The sequence below is a fragment of the Motilimonas pumila genome (genome assembly GCF_003596335.1).
GTDB classification, from domain to species: domain Bacteria; phylum Pseudomonadota; class Gammaproteobacteria; order Enterobacterales; family CBDFNC01; genus Motilimonas; species Motilimonas pumila.
Genome location: NZ_QZCH01000022.1, coordinates 15837 through 35756, shown reverse-complemented (window position 1 = coordinate 35756; position 19920 = coordinate 15837). Strand labels below are relative to the sequence as shown.

Annotated in this window: 18 protein-coding genes; 6 read left to right on the top strand and 12 right to left on the bottom strand. The window is 45.8% G+C overall.

Annotated features, from left to right (window positions below; translation table 11 throughout):
- Positions 1-62: 62 nt before the first annotated feature.
- From D1Z90_RS15295 to D1Z90_RS15280, 4 genes are all read left to right on the top strand, one after another.
- Positions 63-635: a PilZ domain-containing protein gene (locus tag D1Z90_RS15295; protein WP_119911658.1), complete on the top strand. Its 573-nt coding sequence runs from the start codon at positions 63-65 to the stop codon at positions 633-635.
- A 3-nt stretch (positions 636-638) separates the two neighbouring features.
- Positions 639-4109 (top strand): transcription-repair coupling factor, encoded by a 3471-nt coding sequence (gene mfd / locus D1Z90_RS15290; RefSeq protein WP_119911657.1) that lies wholly within the window; start codon positions 639-641, stop codon positions 4107-4109.
- A 9-nt stretch (positions 4110-4118) separates the two neighbouring features.
- Complete coding sequence (locus tag D1Z90_RS15285; RefSeq protein ID WP_119911656.1) at positions 4119-4799, top strand: peptidoglycan binding protein CsiV; 681 nt, start codon at positions 4119-4121, stop codon at positions 4797-4799.
- A gap of 265 nt (positions 4800-5064) precedes the next feature.
- Positions 5065-5619: a hypothetical protein gene (locus tag D1Z90_RS15280; protein WP_119911655.1), complete on the top strand. Its 555-nt coding sequence runs from the start codon at positions 5065-5067 to the stop codon at positions 5617-5619.
- A 17-nt stretch (positions 5620-5636) separates the two neighbouring features.
- Here the strand turns inward: D1Z90_RS15280 and D1Z90_RS15275 are convergent, their stop codons facing one another.
- The 4 genes from D1Z90_RS15275 to D1Z90_RS15260 are packed head-to-tail and all read right to left on the bottom strand — an operon-like array spanning position 5637 to position 9870.
- Complete coding sequence (locus D1Z90_RS15275; protein WP_269777043.1) at positions 5637-7361, bottom strand: polyamine aminopropyltransferase; 1725 nt, start codon at positions 7359-7361, stop codon at positions 5637-5639.
- Positions 7362-7368: 7 nt separating this feature from the next.
- On the bottom strand, positions 7369-8268 hold the full coding sequence (locus tag D1Z90_RS15270) for a DUF350 domain-containing protein (protein WP_119911654.1): 900 nt from the start codon (positions 8266-8268) through the stop codon (positions 7369-7371).
- Positions 8269-8283: 15 nt separating this feature from the next.
- Positions 8284-9243: a hypothetical protein gene (locus D1Z90_RS15265; protein ID WP_119911653.1), complete on the bottom strand. Its 960-nt coding sequence runs from the start codon at positions 9241-9243 to the stop codon at positions 8284-8286.
- A gap of 45 nt (positions 9244-9288) precedes the next feature.
- Complete coding sequence (locus D1Z90_RS15260; RefSeq protein WP_119911652.1) at positions 9289-9870, bottom strand: NUDIX domain-containing protein; 582 nt, start codon at positions 9868-9870, stop codon at positions 9289-9291.
- Positions 9871-9929: 59 nt separating this feature from the next.
- Here D1Z90_RS15260 and D1Z90_RS15255 point away from each other — a divergent pair, with 59 nt between their 5' ends.
- Positions 9930-10403 (top strand): DUF2919 domain-containing protein, encoded by a 474-nt coding sequence (locus D1Z90_RS15255; protein WP_119911651.1) that lies wholly within the window; start codon positions 9930-9932, stop codon positions 10401-10403.
- 38 nt (positions 10404-10441) lie between these two features.
- Here the strand turns inward: D1Z90_RS15255 and D1Z90_RS15250 are convergent, their stop codons facing one another.
- The 6 genes from D1Z90_RS15250 to D1Z90_RS15225 form a co-directional block, all read right to left on the bottom strand.
- Positions 10442-11728 (bottom strand): NAD(P)/FAD-dependent oxidoreductase, encoded by a 1287-nt coding sequence (locus D1Z90_RS15250; RefSeq protein WP_119911650.1) that lies wholly within the window; start codon positions 11726-11728, stop codon positions 10442-10444.
- Between the two features lie 71 nt (positions 11729-11799).
- Entirely contained in the window at positions 11800-12342 is a 543-nt protein-coding gene (gene ycfP, locus D1Z90_RS15245) for an alpha/beta hydrolase YcfP (RefSeq protein ID WP_119911649.1), read from the bottom strand.
- A gap of 159 nt (positions 12343-12501) precedes the next feature.
- Positions 12502-13098, bottom strand: a complete 597-nt coding sequence (lpoB, locus tag D1Z90_RS15240; RefSeq protein ID WP_119911648.1) for a penicillin-binding protein activator LpoB — start codon at positions 13096-13098, stop codon at positions 12502-12504.
- Between the two features lie 9 nt (positions 13099-13107).
- Entirely contained in the window at positions 13108-13527 is a 420-nt protein-coding gene (locus D1Z90_RS15235; protein ID WP_119911647.1) for a YcfL family putative periplasmic lipoprotein, read from the bottom strand.
- A 7-nt stretch (positions 13528-13534) separates the two neighbouring features.
- Positions 13535-14890: a COG3014 family protein gene (locus D1Z90_RS15230; protein WP_147378779.1), complete on the bottom strand. Its 1356-nt coding sequence runs from the start codon at positions 14888-14890 to the stop codon at positions 13535-13537.
- A 63-nt stretch (positions 14891-14953) separates the two neighbouring features.
- Positions 14954-15307 carry an HIT domain-containing protein gene (locus tag D1Z90_RS15225; RefSeq protein WP_119911645.1) on the bottom strand — a complete coding sequence of 118 codons (354 nt, stop codon included), beginning with the start codon at positions 15305-15307 and terminating at the stop codon, positions 14954-14956.
- A 436-nt stretch (positions 15308-15743) separates the two neighbouring features.
- Here D1Z90_RS15225 and D1Z90_RS15220 point away from each other — a divergent pair, with 436 nt between their 5' ends.
- Positions 15744-17747 (top strand): methyl-accepting chemotaxis protein, encoded by a 2004-nt coding sequence (locus tag D1Z90_RS15220; protein ID WP_119911644.1) that lies wholly within the window; start codon positions 15744-15746, stop codon positions 17745-17747.
- Positions 17748-17827: 80 nt separating this feature from the next.
- On the opposite strand, the gene D1Z90_RS15215 is transcribed toward D1Z90_RS15220, so the two are convergent.
- Together D1Z90_RS15215 and D1Z90_RS15210 are read right to left on the bottom strand one after the other, a co-directional pair.
- Positions 17828-18700 (bottom strand): 6-carboxytetrahydropterin synthase, encoded by an 873-nt coding sequence (locus D1Z90_RS15215; RefSeq protein ID WP_119911643.1) that lies wholly within the window; start codon positions 18698-18700, stop codon positions 17828-17830.
- 82 nt (positions 18701-18782) lie between these two features.
- Positions 18783-19916 (bottom strand): ABC transporter ATP-binding protein, encoded by a 1134-nt coding sequence (locus D1Z90_RS15210; RefSeq protein WP_119911642.1) that lies wholly within the window; start codon positions 19914-19916, stop codon positions 18783-18785.
- Between the last annotated feature and the right edge of the window lie 4 nt (positions 19917-19920).

Genomic DNA, 19920 nt, shown 5'->3' with positions numbered 1-19920 from the left:
TGAGCAAAGATAAAGGATAATAAAAGCATTATGGGTGTGGTTACAAGAGGCAATGGCTTTCAATGCAGACAGATTCTTATTTTTCGGTGCAACATGCTGTAGATGTGAATATTTCACCATTAGCAGCCTCAGCAACGGTTCCGCAACCAGAAGATTTGCTGCAACATATGCCAACTTCTTTTCATATTGCCAGCGAGATTGCCAATATCGACGCTGGCAGCATGCGCTTTCTCACCAAGCTTGGCGAGCAAAGCCAAGAGCTGCTTAATTACGTACAACTGCAAGCAAAAAAAATCGACTTACTGCTGTGCCATATCATTGCTCAAGAAGATAACGCGGCCAATCGCCATCAAACCTATGCCTTTGGTGGAGGCGGCATTAGCATTATGCACCAAGAATCGATGACCATTGGCCAACCTGTACAGCTAAAATTATTCTTGTTAGAAGAAGCTGCGGCAGTTTTTTGCTTCGGAGAGATAGTCAGTTGCAAGCAGCAGGACCAAGGCTATGATATTCATATTGCGTTTAGCAGTATTCGAGAAGTGGATCGCGAGTTAATCGTTCGCGCCAGTTTGCACGTACAATCTAAACAACTCAAGCTTCGCGCCGAACAACGAAATACGGAATCGTTTTAATACATGAATGCCCCTATCAACTTAAGCCGAATCATTGGCTTGCCTCAGCTTGCTAACAATAAAGATAAAAAGGCCATCGGCCAATTAAGCGGTTCAAGCCTAGCATTAGCGTTAGCCGAATTTGTGAATCAGCAAGCAGGCATGGTGCTGCTTGTGGTACCAGATACGCCCACAGCATTGAGCCTTGAAAGTGAAATGCGGGTGTTTTTAGCTCCGGATAAACCAATCTTACCATTGCCAGATTGGGAAACTCTGCCTTACGACAGTTTTTCACCGCATCAAGATATTATTTCGACGCGTTTAACCACCTTATACAAGCTGCCCAGTTTAACAACCGGGGTACTTATTTTACCCGTATCCACCTTGCTGCTGCGCTGTGCGCCGCCAGATTACCTGACCCGTCAGAGCTTAATCGTCAACACCGGCGAAAAAAGTGCCATTCAAACCTTGCGAACTCAGCTTGATCAAGCCGGCTACTATCAAGTTGACCAAGTCATGGAGCACGGCGAATACTCTGCTCGCGGCTCTTTGTTTGATTTATTTCCCATGGGCAGCAAAACGCCGTACCGCATCGACTTTTTTGACGATGAGGTGGACAGTATTCGCCAATTTGATCCAGAAACCCAACGCAGTACCGAAAAAGTTGATGCGATTAAATTGCTGCCAGCCAGAGAATTCCCGACTCATCAGGAAGCCATTGAGTTATTTCGCAGTCAATACCGAGAGCAATTTAACGCCAGCAGAGAAGCAGACTCCGTTTATCAACAAGTCACTAAAGGCACATTGCCGGCGGGCATTGAATATTATTTACCACTGTTTTACCAAAGTGTGGCAACCATCTTTGACTATTTACCTGAGCATACCGCTGTTGCCAGTGTTGGCGACATTCAAGATGCCGCAGAGCGCTTCTTAGCTGACGTCGAAGAGCGTTATGAAGACCGCAGGTACGACTTACAGCGCCCGCTGCTAGCCCCGGCGCAGCTATATTTACGCATTGAAGAATGCTTTGAACAGCTAAAACAAAGACCTCGCCTGCACTTCTGTGAACAAGCCTTAGACGCCAAATCTGGCCAAGTGAATGCGCACATTAACGCGCTGCCTCAAGTGGCGATAAAGCCACAAGCCAGTGAACCTTATCAGGCGCTGCAGCAATTTATGGCTGAGTTTGATGGCCGTATTTTATTTTCGGTAGAATCGGAAGGTCGCCGCGAAACCTTGTTTGAACTGCTGCAAAAAGCAGACATCAAGCCAAAAGAATTTGCGCAGTTTAATGACTTTGCCACAGACACATGCCCGCTGGGTTTGATTGTTGCTGACATTAACCACAGTTTTATTCTGAACGAATTGAACGTGGCAATCATCTGTGAAACCGAGTTACTCGGACAACGTGTGGTTCAGCGTCGTCGTAAAGACAAAAAAACCACCAACGCCGACGCCCTTATTCGCAACCTTGCAGAGCTTTCAATCGGCCAAGCTGTGGTGCACCTCGACCATGGTGTGGGTCGCTACTTAGGCTTACAAAGCCTAGATATCGGGGGGATGGCCAACGAATACCTCACCTTAGAATACGCCGGCGGCGACAAGCTTTACGTACCGGTTTCTGCGCTACACCTTATCAGCCGTTACAGCGGTGGCGATAATGATACCGTACATATTCACAAACTAGGCGGCGAAACCTGGTCAAAAGCAAAACAAAAAGCCGCCGAAAAAGTACGAGATGTAGCAGCAGAGTTACTGAATGTGTACGCCAATCGCGCGGTCAAACCGGGCCACGCATTTGCCATCGATAAAGGCCAATATGCCAGTTTCGCTGCCGGTTTTCCGTTTGAGGAAACAGAAGACCAAGCTAATGCGATTACCGCCGTACTCAATGACATGAAGCAAAATCAAGCCATGGATCGCCTCGTTTGTGGTGACGTTGGCTTTGGTAAAACCGAAGTCGCCATGCGTGCGGCATTTGTTGCGGTACATGGCGGCCGTCAGGTAGCCGTGTTAGTGCCCACAACCCTGCTTGCCCAGCAGCATTTTGAGAACTTTAAAGACAGGTTTGCTAACTGGCCCGTAGAAGTGGAGGTGATGTCGCGCTTTCGCACAGCCAAAGAACAAAAAAACATTTTGACGCGGTTGGATGAAGGCAAAGTCGACATCTTGATTGGTACCCATAAATTACTAAGTAAAGACATCAAGTTTCAAGAGCTTGGTTTACTTATTGTCGACGAAGAACACAGATTTGGCGTAAGACAAAAAGAGAAAATTAAAGCGCTACGAGCAGACGTTGATATTTTAACCCTCACCGCCACACCGATTCCGCGTACCTTGAACATGGCCATGAGTGGCATGCGTGACTTATCGATTATTGCCTCGCCGCCGGCGAAGCGTTTAGCGGTTAAAACCTTTGTCAGACAAAGATCGGATGCTTTGCTAAAAGAAGCCATTCGCCGTGAGATCATGCGCGGTGGACAAGTGTACTTTTTGCATAACGCGGTTGAAACAATAGAGAAAACAGCCAGAGAGCTGGCAGAATTAGTGCCAGAAGCTCGCATCACGGTTGGCCATGGTCAAATGCGAGAAGCCGAGCTAGAGCGTGTGATGAGTGAGTTTTACCACCAAAAGTTTAATGTCTTGGTATGTACAACCATCATAGAAACTGGCATTGATGTACCTACCGCTAACACCATTATTATGGATAAAGCGGACAACCTAGGGTTGGCACAGCTTCACCAGTTACGAGGCCGTGTAGGTCGCTCTCACCATCAAGCTTATGCCTACTTATTAGCGCCGCATCCAAAAATGATGACCAAAGACGCCAAAAAACGCCTAGAGGCCATTGCTTCGTTAGAAGACTTAGGCGCAGGTTTCACCCTAGCGACCCACGACTTAGAGATTCGCGGCGCGGGGGAACTGTTGGGTGATGAGCAAAGCGGTCAAATTGCTTCCATTGGCTTTACCTTATACATGGAAATGCTCGAACAAGCTGTTGCCGCACTCAAAGAGGGTAAAGAACCCGATTTAGAACAGCTACTCAGTGGCCAAACCGAAATTGAATTACGCATGCCGGCCTTATTACCGGACGATTATATTCCAGACGTAAACATGCGCTTGTCTTTGTACAAACGCATTGCCAGCTGTGCCACCGAAGCTGAACTAAAAGACTTAAAAGTGGAACTGATAGATCGCTTTGGATTACTGCCAGAGCCAAGTAAGCACCTTATTTCATTGGCAGAATTCAAATTACTGGCAGCACCAATGGGGATCAAGAAAATTGAAGCCAACGGCCAATCTGGATACGTAGAGTTTGAAGAAAAAACTAAAGTTAATCCTATTTATCTGGTATCTTTGCTGCAGAATCAACCTAATATATATCGTATGGACGGTCCTTCACGATTGCGCTTTACCATTCCTGCACCGGAACGAGAAGATCGCATTCAGTTAGTCTCTTCCATGCTTGCTGAATTTTCAGCCAATTTAGTTTAAAGGAGCCACATGTTAGTCCGTTTATTATTACCTTTGCTGATCTTATGCCTAGGCAGTATTCAAACCGCCCACGCGGCTCGTTGGTTCGAAATCGAAATATTAGTGTTCAAACGTAACGTAAACCCTGCTAATAGCGCAGAAAATTGGGACTTTTCATTACCTATGCATGCTCGCAGTGAAGGCATGCAAGTCATGAACAGTTTGAATTACGGTGATGTTCCTACTGTGGTCGATGGCCGCACTGCGCATTCAGGATCAGGTAGCTTTAAGATCCTTCCTTCTAATCAACTGCGCCTTAAAACACCTCGCAATCGTTTAGCGAGCAATGCGGCTTACCAGCCCCTGTTGCACATGGGCTGGCAGATGCCGGTGAGAAATAGCATAGACGCTAAACCTGCGCACTTGATTGGCGGTAAATATTTCACTGACATCCCATTAAAAGCAGAACAAAGTGATGGTGGCCCAGTGTTTGAGCTAGACGGTATGTTTCGGGTGTATTTACAGCATTACCTGTACATAGAATCAGAATTTTTATTACGTGAGCCGGTCAGCGCCAGTGGTGATGGAAGCAGCCTAGATAGCTACTTGCACCAGTACCCGTTTAAGCAAAAGCGTCGCGTGAAAAGCGGTGAAATACACTACTTTGATCACCCTCTAATGGGCATGTTAGTGCAAATTCGTCGAATGTAACCCACCAATGATGGCTTAAAAAAAGGAACAAAGACGCGGCTTGGCCGCGTTTTTTTATGCCTTATCCTCTTCCTTTAGCCAAGTTATCTTTGTTCGTCACAATATGCTGCCATGCCCCCTTCCCTTCGCACCACTGCTATGCTCCACCACTTAACTAAAACTTACAGCAAATCATTGCATTACTGTCATTAAAATTTAACAGAAATCGATTTCACAATTGCCTGTCCTGCTTCTATATTTTTCAGGTTGAAAATAGCGAGGGGATATGAAAACACAATTAACTGACGTGGCTACAAGAAAACCGTTTAACCAAGTATTAGCGCGTAGTGCGCAAACGCTTTTACAACGAAACCCACACGCAATAGTACTGAATTTGACTAAGCACGACATCGCACCCGACAAAAATCAGCCATTTACTTGGATTGATGTCAATCAATCCGGCAAAGCAAGAAGTCGCTACGCGACAAGCATTGCAGGCTCGATCAAACAGCTTGATTGGCTAACCAAAGTACGGCGAGAACCGGGGCAAAAAGTCGTGGTGTTAATGAATGCTGACAAGCTTACCCACAGACGCCACATTGGCGCCTTATGCGACCAACTGCTGCAATCCTTCCCACAAGTGGATATTTTGTTGGAGCGTTGCACGTATGGTAATGAGCCAACACAGAATATCTGCGCTCTTCATGCGGGCTTAGAGCTGATTAAGACGCAAGGAATCCCACTTAAGCCAACGGGCTCGAGCTGGCTAAAACGCTTACGACAGCAGTATATTAGCCAGCAGCAATACCAAGTCTGTCATTTTAAATTGTCTGATCTATAGCCAAGCAGTCTTCACTGTTAAGGTCGCGTTTCAGGTTCAATGAATACGCCCATTTCTGATTGCCAGGCGTTGTGATGATAATGATAGAGGGTATGGGAGCCCAACTCATTGACTTCAACGTCGGGCGCACTATCGTAAAAACGATGAGGAAAAACAAAAGCCGCCTTTAATACGGCTTCATTAAGCCAGCTAAACTCCATTGGCCAAGGCGCCATCATGGTATTGATTCTTTGCTCTGGCGACGCACCCATTTTGGTGGCAATAGTCCAGCCCCACTCGCCAAAACTGGGGACGTTTTGATGGTATTGCTGGGTATGCTGAAAGCCGGCAGCGGCTACGGTTTTACCGATGGAAATAAACGCGTGTTTAGCATGGAAGGGGGACGTAGACTGCACGACTAAGGCACCATCTGCCGCTAATAGCTGCCTGACTTTAGCGTAGAAATGCTTACTGTAAAGCTTGTTTAAATCTGGGTGGCTAGGATCAGGTAAATCAATGATCACGCTGTCATATAATTGACCTTGGGCCAACAGTTGCTCTATTTGTACAAAAGCATCGTTGTGAAATAACTCGACCCTAGGATCGCTGAAGCTTCCCTGAGTTAAACTACTCATTTTATCGGCTAAATGCGGCGGTAAAAAACGTTCAGGTTGCTTAAACAACGCCACCAACTCATCATCAAGGTCAATTAAGGTCACCTGCTCTACGGGCCATTGAAGCACTTCTCGCAGGGCTAGACCGTCTCCCCCGCCTATCACTAATACCTTTTCTTGACGGGCAGAGATAGCCATTGCCGGGTGCACCAACATTTGGTGATAAATTTGCTCATCTAAACTTGAAAACTGCAACCGACCATTGATGTAAAAACTGTAAATACTGCCCATTTCACCGGACATGTCACGCTGGGTAAACACCAAATTTTGGAATCGTGTTTGTTGCTGGTACACCACTTTATCGAGATACAACAAGTCTTGCATTTTCTCTGACCAACGCCCACCCAATGAGTACACCATAACAATCATGACCAACAATACTAAGTGGCAAATGATCAGTAAGGTACCTTGTTTAATATGCTTAAAATGACGCCATAAAAAACAGCCGCCAGCAATCAGGTTCAAGCTCGCCGTAATGGCTGCGGCTTGGTTGATTTCAAGTTTTAGCATGATAAGCACCCACACAGCAGCGCCAACACCGGCGCCTATGTAGTCGGCGCCGTAAATCGTGCCCACATTGTTGGCTAGGTGTTTGCCGTAAACATGCTCGCGGATCCTCGCAATAAGGGGGATCTCCATGCCAATTAAAAAGCCTAGAACAAACCCAAAACAATAGGGTAAGACTTCGGTAACGCTAACCAACTGTTGGTATAAACCACCCAGTGGCAACATGTCTTGAGGAATCGAGAAGGTGTTGGCAATAATGCTAGGCAATGCTAGCGTAAAGCCGGTCAAACTGGCCAAAATGATGGTGGCGCTGCAACCTAACAAGGCAACATTGACTTCAAGCCAAGCAAAGCCTTTAAACGGATCTTTGATGTGTTTTGCGGCAAACGCCCCCAACCCCATCGATACTATCATGATGCCAATCATGGCATATATGACGGTTTCCATGCTGCCAAGGACTCTGGCAGCATAGTGAGACAACAAATACTCGTAAATTAATCCACAGGCCGCTAATACAGCCATGATGGAAATTAATAAGGTATCGTCTAACAGCAGCCGCTGGCGAGGGCTTAAACGAATCACAAAAAGGTTATGCCATTAGCGCACTCAGCACGAGTGCCAAGCCTAGGTTAATGGCAAACTCAATGGCCGCTACGCCCACATTATGCTGATCTTCAATTTCTTGGTCACGGTTAATGCCCATTAACACGATACGTTTCGCAAGGTGAGATAAGACTTTTAACAGCACCATCATCGCCAAGCTGATAGCAAACCAAGCGCCTAAGCCAGCAATTAACATATCGGGTTCATAATATACAAAGTGGCTTGCTGCTGTTACGGCGATTGCTGTACCAATCAAATGGCCGCTGTAGCGCACTGCTATTGCTACATTACCTTGCACCAGCGACTGCTGGAAACTCATAGAATGGTTGCGATTAAAGCGTCGTTCTCGAATACGAGTGACCAACAATAAAATGACTTGGCTAATTAACCAACCGACCAAAATGGCAACAAAGGTTGAGATGTCAAAGCCATCTACCCAAATCAATACAGCACGAACGATGATGGCCGTTGCAATAGCACTCGCCGCGTCGGTCAGCGCCACCGCGATGTTACGCTCAAGAACCAGCTGGTGCTTGTTAAATTGGTTGAGGGAGAATTTATCGTGTACCCAGCGACCGGCTTTGATCAAGCAAAGCCCTACCAGGCCATAGCCCGCCATGCCGATGATTTCAGATAAATACGTTTCGGCTAACTCCCCCGTGATGGCTCCCGTTAGCACAATACCCATAGCCATGACGCTACCTGCCACGCTGATACCGTAAGCAAAGTTGTCTTTTTTAGCCAGTTCGTCGGTGGTGTCCACCTTGCCTGTTAAGCCCATGACATAACGCATGGTACTCAGTAGTAAAATAGCGATGGTGATGTCAATCAGTAAGAACACCAGCAGTTCAGGGTTAAACTCGATGATAGATAGGGTTTCGTTCATGTCTGTTGCCTTTCCTTATTTGCCACGACTTGGACTGCGGGAACTGGTGTTTCGATTGGTTCTAAAACTGCTACTGCGATTACTGGAGCTGCTCTTTTTGGCATAACTCGAACGACTTGCAAAGCTGGTTGCAGATTGTGCTTTACGGCTGGCACTGGAAACATTCGTACTGCCGGTACGGTTTTTAGCGTATGGGCTTTTAAAGCTGGACTTGTTGTTACCAAAAGTCTTTTTGGTGCGCGCCACTTGTTGCTCTTGCTGGCGGTACTGCGAAGGACTGGTGTAACGAGAACGGCCGTAATCGTTGTAGTAGCTGTAATCACGTCCTCTTGACCACGAATCGTAATACACAGGTCGCGTCAGGTTGGAGAACATGGAATACATGCCATACCAAGCCCAAAAAGACATGCCGCTGCTGTTTGTCTGCCATTGGCCATAACTGGGGTTACCCACCAATTGACTGCCAGCGCCAAAGTCCTCTGCACCATTCGCTTGTATGCTGGCTTCTTTGCTAACTGAATTTACCCGCGCCAGTTTGCCGTCAGAAACATCTGCTAATACGTTAATGGGATCGGATAAGGCATCCGAAAAAAGCACGGGATCAGCTGCGGACGCTATATTTTCTAACTCGTCAATTTGCTCTTCAATACTGACAAAGTTTTGCGGTGAGCTGGTCGCGTTATCTAAGCGACGAACCAAGCTTTGGTACATCGGCCCTTGCGTGGTGGCATCTTGCACCATTACTTCGGCCAAGGAAGCATAATCCGGCTTTTGCTGACTGAGCATCATGCCATATTGTTTGAGTATATTGGCGTTACGAACTTGCCCAGTACTGAGCTGTTGCCCTAACGCTTCTACTTTATGCTTGGCTACTTGGATATTTTTATCTCGCAGTTCTTCTTGTTGATTTCCACAAGCCGTCAGAACCATGACCAAGCATACAAGCATCCAATGTTGCAGTCGCAAGCGCTTCATTGTGCTCCTTAAAAACGAAAAATATAAATAAAACCCAAACTCTACTTAATTTGAGGCAGAAATAACAGATAAATTAGGGCATTGCAGCGCTAATTTTAATATAGCGGCAAGACTGATGGCATCCGTGATCTGGCCTTCTAATGCCATTTCTACTACTTGATGCCAAGGCAAGTGTAACATTTGAATGTCTTCACTGGGCTCGGGACAAGCTTGCTGCTGGGATAACTGGCGGGCCACAAACACCTCGCCCTGTTCATCAGTGACCGAGTTTGAAGTATGGATGGCTAAAAGAGATTGCCATTGCTGCGCCTCCAAGCCAGTTTCTTCTAATAACTCACGCTGCGCCCCGGCTAAATTGGTTTCATCTAACGGCACCCCGCCCATGGGGATCTCCCAACTGAACTCATTCAAAGTGTAGCGTGTTTGGCCTACCAGCCAAGTGTAACCATTTTCATCAATGGGAATGATACCCACCGCGCGGGTTTTAAAGTGCACTTTGCCATAGATACAAGCTTGACCTGCTGGGTTTATCGCGTCATGGTGTTCCACCTTGAGCCAGGGGTTTTCATAACGAGTTGAAATGTTCAGCGTTTGCCAAGGATTAGGCACGTCTTTATTGAGTTTCATAGTAGTTGCTTGTGTTATGCGTTTTCACCCCCATATCAGCATAAACGAAGGAGTGATGTATGCGCCGGTTATATCCAATATCCCATTATGATCAGCAAGGGGACTTAAAACCACCCTTATGGTTTTATTTGTCTTTGATTTTTTTAGCCCGCACCTGGGTCATTTGGATCATGTCATTAACCATCAGGCCAGACGGCGGTAAAATCTTAGCCTTATTTTACCCATTGAAAGCCAATTTCTTATTAGGTTTGGCCAGCGGCGTGTGCGCAGTCTTGTTGTTTTTAATTGCTCACCGAAAACAAAACCGTTGGCTCGCGCCAATATGGCACCGCGGACGCAGCTTATTATTACTGGCCACCCTGGTAGATATCAGCTTGCAAATACAAGGCTTGCTGTTTCACCATTTCAGCTATTCGTGGCACGCTTCAGTGCAGTTAGTGTTGGCTTGTTGGATTTTATTGTACGTAGCCAGCAGCAAGCGTTTAGCCGCCAGCTTTAACGATTATCAAATAGGTAAAAAAACAGCGGCTTAAGCCGCTGTTTCACCATTTTGATTAGCAAATAAATCAGGTTAATGTAGCTTCAACCTTGGCCTTAATACGCGGTTAATTCGTCCGACCATGGTCATTAACGCCGTTTTCACGTAACCGTGTAAAGCAATTTGGTGCATGCGATACAGCGACACGTAAACAAAACGAGCCATGCGCCCTTCGACCATCATGGAGCCTTTCATCAGGTTCCCCATTAAACTGCCCACCGTACTGAACTGACTGAGTGAAACTAACGAACCGTGGTCTTTGTATTGATAGTCTTTTTGTGGCTTACCATTAATTCGCGCAATAATATTGTCGTAAGCGCAGCTGGCCATCTGATGTGCAGATTGTGCCCTTGGCGGTACCTGCTTACCATCTTCCAGCGTACACGCCGCACAATCACCAATCGCATAAATATTGCCGTCACGACTGGTTTGCAGAGTCCGCTCAACCACTAATTGATTCGCCCGATTCGTTTCAAGGCCTGCAATATCTGCCAAAAAATCGGGTGCCTTGATGCCTGCAGCCCACACCATCAGGTCAGCTTCAATCAACTCACCAGATTTAGTCATCAAACCCGCTTCGGTGGCTTCTGTCACCATGGTTGCGGTGCGAACGTCAACGCCTAATTGCGACAACTCGTGATGCGCCGCGCTAGAAATACGTACCGGTAATGCTGGCAGGATTTTCTCGCCCGCCTCGACCAAGGTCACGTTTAAGTCTGACGATGAGATATCATCAAAGCCATAGCTCTTAACTTGCTTTAAAGAGTTATAAAGCTCGGCGGATAACTCTACTCCCGTCGCGCCTGCGCCAACAATTGCCACGTTGACTTTTTGAGTTTGCTTCTCACCCAGTTGTAAAAACTTGTTGAGCATTTTGTGGTGAAATTTATGCGCCTGTTCAGGGCTGTCGAGGAAGATACAGTTATCTTTAACGCCAGGAGTGCGAAAGTCATTACTGACGCTGCCAAGAGCCATCACAAGGTAATCGTAAGACAACTTACGTTGGCTTAAAATTTCATTACCTTCTTCGTCTAGCATGGCCGATAAAGTGATGGTTTTGTCATCACGATTGATGTTGCTTAGGCAACCTAATTGAAAGAAAAATCCGTGATTTTTTGCGTGCGCGCGGTAGCTGAGAGCGTCAACGCCGTCATCCAAAGAGCCTGCAGCGACCTCATGTAGCAATGGTTTCCATAGATGGGTGCGGTTTTTATCAACCAGTGTGATTTCGGCTTTTTGTTTACGGCCGAGCTTTCGTCCCAGTTTAGTGGCCAGCTCTAATCCGCCGGCACCACCGCCTACTACGATAATTTTTGTCATTGCAACACTTCTCCAATTTAAGCTGCGGGCTCAGGGATCCGCACGGCTTAACTTGGATCTGTGTCGTGCAATTATTCCTGAGCTTTGAATGCTTTGATCATTTGCAAATGATGCGAGATATCCCTGAACTTGTGTGCTTGAGTCTCATCCCAAATGATCTTGTAATATTCTTTCAGTTCTGACGCTGTTTTTTCATTATCCAATACTTTATCGCCAGTTGAAAGGATGGTTACGCATTTATTTGAATTTTTATTACGAAAATCAGAAACACACTTACTTCCAATGTCTTCATATTCTTCTGGCCATTCAATCTTGCCAACCATGGTATCTTCTGGGTGCAAATTAGGGTTTAAGATAACTTGCTTGATATTACACAGAAAACCAATACGCTCAGCCCAATAACCGCCGAGGCCAACACCACAGATTAGTGGGGTGGGATCATCACAATTTTGAATGTGTTTGTGTACTTCCTTGAGCAAGTGACTCATGTCCATTTTTGGATGAATCGTGCTGTAGTGAACAAACCGCACGTCATCATCAATAAATTTCAATTGCATCACTTTTTCATGATTACCCGGGCTCGTTGCGTCGAACCCGTGTAGGTAGATAATCATAGGCATTCCTCTGGTTTAGACATTGATCTAAACCTAATTACTTTGTTTTATTGCCAATGTACCCGAACTTAAAGCAGCGTCAATGGCATTTTATTGCTTGCTTGATCTCACCCCTATTGAAAGTGAGATCGGGATGTTTTTTACAACAAACTCTGAAACTTATAGACCAAACTTACTGCGCTCTTCAACTTTACGAATTTCGGTCTCATCAGCCCATTCTAAGATGCCGGTTTGCAAGTCCATCAAGCGCATGGTGAACTTGTAATAAACGTCTTTTTGTTTGCCATTGTCTTTAACTATGCTCGATAAATTGCCATACAACATATATTGCGCGCCAATTTGTTTACCAAATGAGACCGCTGTCGCAGGGTCAACCATGCCGCCGCTATTTTGAAACTCAAGCTGTTGACGCACCGAATCTACCCTAGCCATATCCACAAAGCGAAACTTACCTGAGCGCAGCAACTTGGTCGAGATACTGTCCGTGATGGACTCAGTATCAATATGCTCACTGGTTTTGTTTTTAATACGTTCAACATACACCACAGGGCGCTCTTTCGCTGTGATTGCGACTACCGCAGGGAAAGTCAGTAAATCATCCGTCATTTGTTGAGCCACGGTTTGCAGATCGGTTGAGCCAAAGCCCACATCGACAGTTTCTACTTCGGTTGCATCGCCGTAACTTACCTTGTTAGAACAACCCACCATGGTTAACACGCTTAAACCTAGAGTGATCGCAAGTGCAGTACGTTTCATTGGTGATCCTTATTTATCTAATATTTCTCGGACATAAATTGTAAAATGTTGCGCTTTTTTTGTAGGTGCCGTGCTTTGCAAGGTCACCGTTTGTTTGCCGTGGAGCTTTAACGCGCGCCAAGCGCTTTTGTCTTTTTCCACTTGAAAGCCAGCTTCGTCAAACCAGCGAAATTGATATTGCAGTTTTTGTTCAAAATCATACAGGCTCGCAAGCTGAGCTTGCACTACTAAAAAGTTATTTTCACGCTTTTGCATGACATTAGATAATTGTAATTTAGCCGCCAAATCTGGGTTATCAACCACAAACTCAGTGCCCGCTGGCGCCGATTGTGCGCCAATACCGGATGATTTTTTTTGACTGCAACCGCTAATACTCAGTAACGCGACAATCAGCGCCCCGCTCCACCGAATCATTGTTTTTGTGTTCATAGCTACCTCAATTTGACGCTGATAAATAAAGCTTACCGGCCATAGATGTCACAAGCAGTAAGCGGGTTTGTCCAGGTGCCACCGCAATGTTCAGCGGTAGCCTACTGGCGCCTTGACGTAATTCAAGGCTTTGCTCACCGCTTCCCAGCGATAGATCCATCACCTGAACATTACCAGGTAATAAACTCCAACTGCGCGTATCCGCCGTCTCGCTCAGGGTGTTGTATAAATTAACCAGCAAATTGCCCCAATCACCGGCACTGTCGGCCACGTTCTTGCGTACCATTTCTTTGGTATAAACCCGGATGGCTTGTCTGACTAACATCGCGGGCATGTCTTCTTGTAGCTGTTTTGCCGCCAGATTAGTGATTCCGGTAATTTCTGCACTGTGAGCCACCAAGGTATTTCCTTGATAGATGCTCAAAGGTGCAGCCCGGCGCGGAGCTTGGTTATATACAGGTACCGCAACGTTAAACACACCGTAATAGCCATCACTTGAACGAATAGGAATTGGTAAATGCATGTCTTGTTTAGCAGCAACGAGATCTTGCTCGATAAGGATAACCACTCGCCCGTCTTGAGCCGAATGACTATCAAACTGGGTAAAGAGCTTTTGATACATAGCCAAGTCTTGCGTCATGCCTAAGCGCTTCGCAAGTACAAGTAATCGCTGCTGTATATAACGGTTATCAGGCGCTATCTCTAAGGCTTTTTTATAATCAATATATGCTGCATTAGGCTCATCAACCAGCTCGTACAGTAAGGCCGAAACATAAAATGTATACGCATTTTGATAGCCATTTTTCACGTTCCCAATCAAACCTGACATGTCCGGGTAGCCATTAAATGCAGCGTTAACATCAGGTATAACACCTTGCTCCGCAGCTTCATTGGCAGCTTGGCGCAGTTCATCTTGGCGCTTTTGGGCCGCCATCAACTGAGCTTGTCGAGCTTTTCTGACTTCAACCAACGCCGGCTCTACCCGACTTAGGGCCAAATAGTTAATAGCCAAGTAATGATGCAACATGGTGCGTTCATAATCCGGCAGTTCGTAAGGTATCAAGTTATCATTGGTAACCGTTGTCGCTGCGAGATTCACCCCTTGAGACAAACGGTATTGCGCTTGACGGTCTAGCTGAGCCAACACCTGCGCAGCTTGTTGAAACCGCGTTAAGCTGGCTTCGAAATCTTGTGCAAGAAACAATGCACGGCCTTGCTGTAGCAATTGTAAAATATGATTGCGAGAGTCAACCGGACCTAATTCAATGCTTTGCGCAGCCGCATCAAACTGCCCTTGCCACGCCAGTTGTCGTGTCGATTGTAATTGTTGGTCATAGCCAACAAAAACACTTTTCACTGCCACTGTGCTACACCCAGTTAAAATAAGGAGCAACATCGCGGCAGTGACAGATTGGATGCGAATCAATTATGCTCGACCTCGTAATGGGCCAATCGGCTCGCCGCCTAACAAGTGTAAGTGTATGTGGTAAACTTCTTGGCCGCCGTCATCATTGCAGTTCATGACCAAACGGTACCCCGACTCGGCAATACCTTCTTCTTTTGCCAGCTGGCGCGCTACGCTATACATTCTTCCTAAGGTAAGTTCATCTTCCGCCTCAATATCATTCACCGTAGCAATCAATTTATTGGGAATAATTAAAATATGCACTGGGGCTTGTGGCGCGATATCTCTAAACGCGGTCACTAAATCATCTTGATACAACAAAGGGGTTGGGATCTCTTGGCGAATAATTTTGCTAAAAATCGTTTCTTCAGCCACAAATTTCTCCTAAATATCAGCTATCTTTAATTCATATCGGCAAGTCAGAATAGTGCTCTTGCCGTTGGCTTAATCTACTTTAAGCGGTTTGAGAGCGCCATGCTTAACTGTTTAATATTTTTTTTATTTTAATGCTAAAAGCTTGATATGCCTAACTCTCAAAACGGGTTATTTACAGCAGTAATAACGTTTTTTAGCTGGCAATATAGTTCGGTATAAGCTGTAAAAGGTGATTCAACGCAAATAATGGCATAAAAAGCTATTTAAATCACCGCAAGGCTCAAGAATCATCGGCTAAAGGCGATACAGGTAAAGTCATACTCAGGCATTAGGCTATTGTTAATCCTGAACATTGGTTAATTACTATATAGGCGTGCTTGTTGTGCAAGTTACGTAAGTGCATAACTTAGCTCCAACAGGAAGTACGAGTAATATTATGAAGAAATTTTGGAACAATCTCTCGATAGTCCACATGGTCATCTCAGGTTTTGTACTGCTGGTGGCGATGATCATGTTGAACAATTTGATGGCACTGAAAACAGGCAGCGAACTCGAAAGCTTGATGTCTGATGTGACAGAAAAAGCAACCCCGCTCGTACTGCAGACTAACAAAATTGCAGTCGCACTGCTGCAAGCCGATAACGAGCTTAAATATTACCTATTAACCAATAAAGTGGATGAACTGGCGCCCAAAAAAGCCGAATTTGAGCGCGAAAAGAAGGAGTTCGAGGATGGCCTAAAGCAACTAAAAATGATGGCCACTGGACAGCCGCAATTACAAAGACAAATTGACGGCATTATAAAACTGGAAAAGGACTATTTTGAAACTGCCGCGCAAGTTATGCCGCAATGGCAGTCGCTTTTAGAGCAAAACAAAGCGTTTGCTTCCAAGAAAAGTCAGTTTGCGGTGATGACACCCAACCTCAAACAACGCATTGCGGATTTGGCTAAAGACTCCCCCAGTCATCAGTTTACGGCCGATACCATCGTCAGCAAAATCGCTATTTTAGAGCTGGGCACCAATGACGCCTTGAACCAAAACGACCCGAAGAAAGTCAAATCGACCATGCGTCGTAACAAAATGCAAATTCGCTCGATTCAAAACTCAGCGAAAACCCTAGGAAACAGCATTCCAGGGTTTAACGGTCAGACCAAAGATTTGATTGATCAGTTTGTTGCGGACACCACTAACCCTAAAGCCGGCCTACTGGCGGATTACCAAAAGTTAGTGACGGTACAAAATGAAATGATTAACGCGGTTCAAGAGAGTGCAAAACAAGTTGACCAAGCAGTGGCTGAACTTATCAAAATCAACGCAAGCGCAGAGAGCGTGGTTGACGACGCGGTAAGTAATACTAACCAAGCATTGGTGGCCAGTCGCAGTAATATTATCATTGGCGCACTGATCTCCTTGGCTATCGCGGTAGTGGTTGGTTTTAGCGTGGCGCGCAGCATCAAAAAACCACTGCAAAACTTGCTACAGGTATTAACCGCCGTCACAGATGGCGACATGACACAACAAATCAAATACACCAGTAATAACGAGTTTGGCCAACTTTCCAGCCAGGTGAATACCTTGGTTGAACAAATGCGTTCTATCTTGAGTAAACTGTCCGAGGCGTCCCACAAACTTAATGATTTGGCGACCACAAACCAAGTCACCATGGATAAATCGAAAGATGAGCTAGATAACCAACGCCATGAAACAGCAGGCGTAGCGGCAGCCATGACCGAAATGGAGCAGTCGGTACGTGAAGTGGCCAATGCTGCAAACATGACCTTAGAGCAAGTGAATCAGGTAGAGCAAGCCTCTAATACCGGCCGAGAGGTCATGGCGCTGAATATTTCTACCACCCACCAGCTGTCAGATAAAATTCAAGACTCCAGCAATGTTATCGCAGAAGTGGGGGCCTTGAGTAATAACATCGGCGGCATCTTAGATGTCATCCGTGGCATTGCTGACCAAACTAACTTATTAGCTCTTAATGCTGCCATTGAAGCTGCACGTGCCGGAGAGCAAGGACGAGGCTTTGCCGTAGTAGCAGATGAAGTGAGAGACCTTGCGCAAAAGACCACTAACTCAACGTCTGAAATCCAGTCGATGATTGAAAACTTACAGTCCAGTGCTCGCCGCGCAGTTAACGTGATGTCGGAATGCTCCCATGAAATGGAAGCCAGCATAGCCCAAAGCTCAGACGCTAATGGCGCAATGGAAGAGATCCAAGGCATTGTCACTTTGATTTCTGATATGAGTAGTCAAATCGCAGCAGCGGCAGAAGAACAGCAAGCAACCAGCGCTGAAATTGCGAATAATATTAACCGTATTTCAGATATTTCAGATGTGAACTATCAAGGCATCGAAGAAATCGCCAATGCCGGACACATCTTGGAAGAGCTGGCACAAAACCAAGATGAACTGGTCAGCCATTTCAAACTGTAACTCAGTTTATCCCAACAAAAAGCCGGGCATTGCCCGGCTTTTTTATGCCCTGTAATAGGCAGAGTAAATCTGCGTATTATTTAAAGTTCAAAAATAGCGCCCTTGCCAATGCCTTCATAGCCGAGCACTTTAACCTTACTATCAGGGTGAGACTGTTTTACTTGCTGGCACAAATACTCTGCGATGGACTCTATGGTGGTATCAATATCGATAACATCACACATGTGCGCAGGCATTATCAGTTCAAACATGCCCTGTTGAGCTTGATAACGAAAGCCAAAACTTTCAGCGCTGTTGAGGTTGGCTATGGACAATTTCTGAAGAGCCACTTGATCTTCCAGAGAGCCTAGATAAATATCCTGCCAGCGCTCTGCCCATAGGTTAACCGAGTCTTTGTGCCACAAATCATCAACGTAAATATCTAACCGCGAACGATGGCCATGGGCGATGCGTTGGCAGTTACCATCATGCTTTTTCAAGCCATGGCTGTAATGATAAAACGGTGTCGCAATAATTTCATGGCTCAGGTTAATGGTTAAGCCAGAAATATTATCGGGCAATTTTGCTAAAATAATACTTTCTAAATGAGTAGTCAGGGTGCGCACATTAACCTGCTCTGCAGGCAAGTAACAAAATGCCTGCTCCGGGCACGACAAACTAATGTATTGGCCACTGCTTAATGGGAAATGTAACTCTGTTTGTTGGCCCTCATCGTCTGCAACTTGCTTATCAATGCCACTCACTTTCATAGGCACGATCAGGCGATGGTCCACTTCGGCATCGATGATCTGCTTGATTTGCTTTTTGACTAAAGAGAAATCCAGCAACATGTTTTGTTCATTGACTTGGCCGTCAAGCTCAACATCGACTTGATAGCTTTCCCCTACCATGCCTCGTTGAACATCAAGAAAGGAAGAATCTATCACGGTTAATGCGCGTACAAACAGTTTCATAAACTAGCCATCAAATTAACAAGTAGCGCTATTATAGCCAGAAAGCATAGGGCAACAAGGATTACTCGCGGTTGCCTCACAATTATGTATAAAGGTGCTCCACCGTTCGCGGGTAAGCTACGCCTTGATGGTTAAATAAATAACATACTTGAGGACTGACTTTGAGCGCAAGTTGGCTGCTACTTGGCAGGTTTTGATGCGGATCGCAGCGAAAAGCGATCTGCTCTCCTTGATATTCAAGGTACACAAATGTATCACTGCCAAAACGCTCAATGCCGATAACCTGGCCATGAATTTGACCCGCTGCGGCTGAACTGGCTAACTCAATATGCTCAGCCCTTAAACCCAAGGTGACATATTCACCTTCTTCACCGTGTCGGGTATCGGCCGAAACAGACAAGGTCTCACCATTGCTTAGCGCGATAGTACTGGTTGGATTTGCTTTATCTGTCAATTTAGCCTGAAAAAATGACATTTTGGGCTTACCTACAAAGCTGGCTACCTTGATATTACGAGGATGATGATACAACTCCAATGGCGGCCCAATTTGCTCTAAATTGGTATGGCTGCTGGCATCAAGTTGACTCAGCAGCGCCATACGATCAGCAAAGCCCATCGCATCTTCATGATCATGAGTGACCATGATCATAGTGGTGCCTAGCTGACGTTGAATGCGAATGAGCTCTAGCCTTAAGTGGCTACGGATCTCACCGGACAAGTGCTCAAACGGTTCATCAAAGAGCACCAAAGGTGTTTGCGGCGCTAACGCTCTTGCGATGGCTACCCTTTGCCGTTCACCTTTAGCCAGTTCGTGAGGGTATAAGGTTAAAAAGCGCTCAATATCGAGTAACTTGGCCGCCCACTTTACCCTATGTTGTATCTCTGCCCGCTTTAAGCGTTTATTGAGCAAACCAAACGACAAATTCTGCTGTACCGTCATGTGAGGATATAAAGACTGGCTTTGAAACACCATTTCTAAACCGCGTTTGGCTGGCGCTAAATTATTCACCACCTTACCGGCAATACTAATTTCACCTTTAGTAACCGACTCAATGCCTGCCAGCATGCGCAGCAAAGTGGTTTTACCGCAACCGGAAGGGCCAACAATGGCTAAGCTTTCCCCTTGATTGACATGAAAGTTAATGTCTAAGAGGGTGTCAGGCCGCGCTTGCGCCGTATAGCTTTTGCTCACATGACTAAATAAAACTTGAGGCATAGCG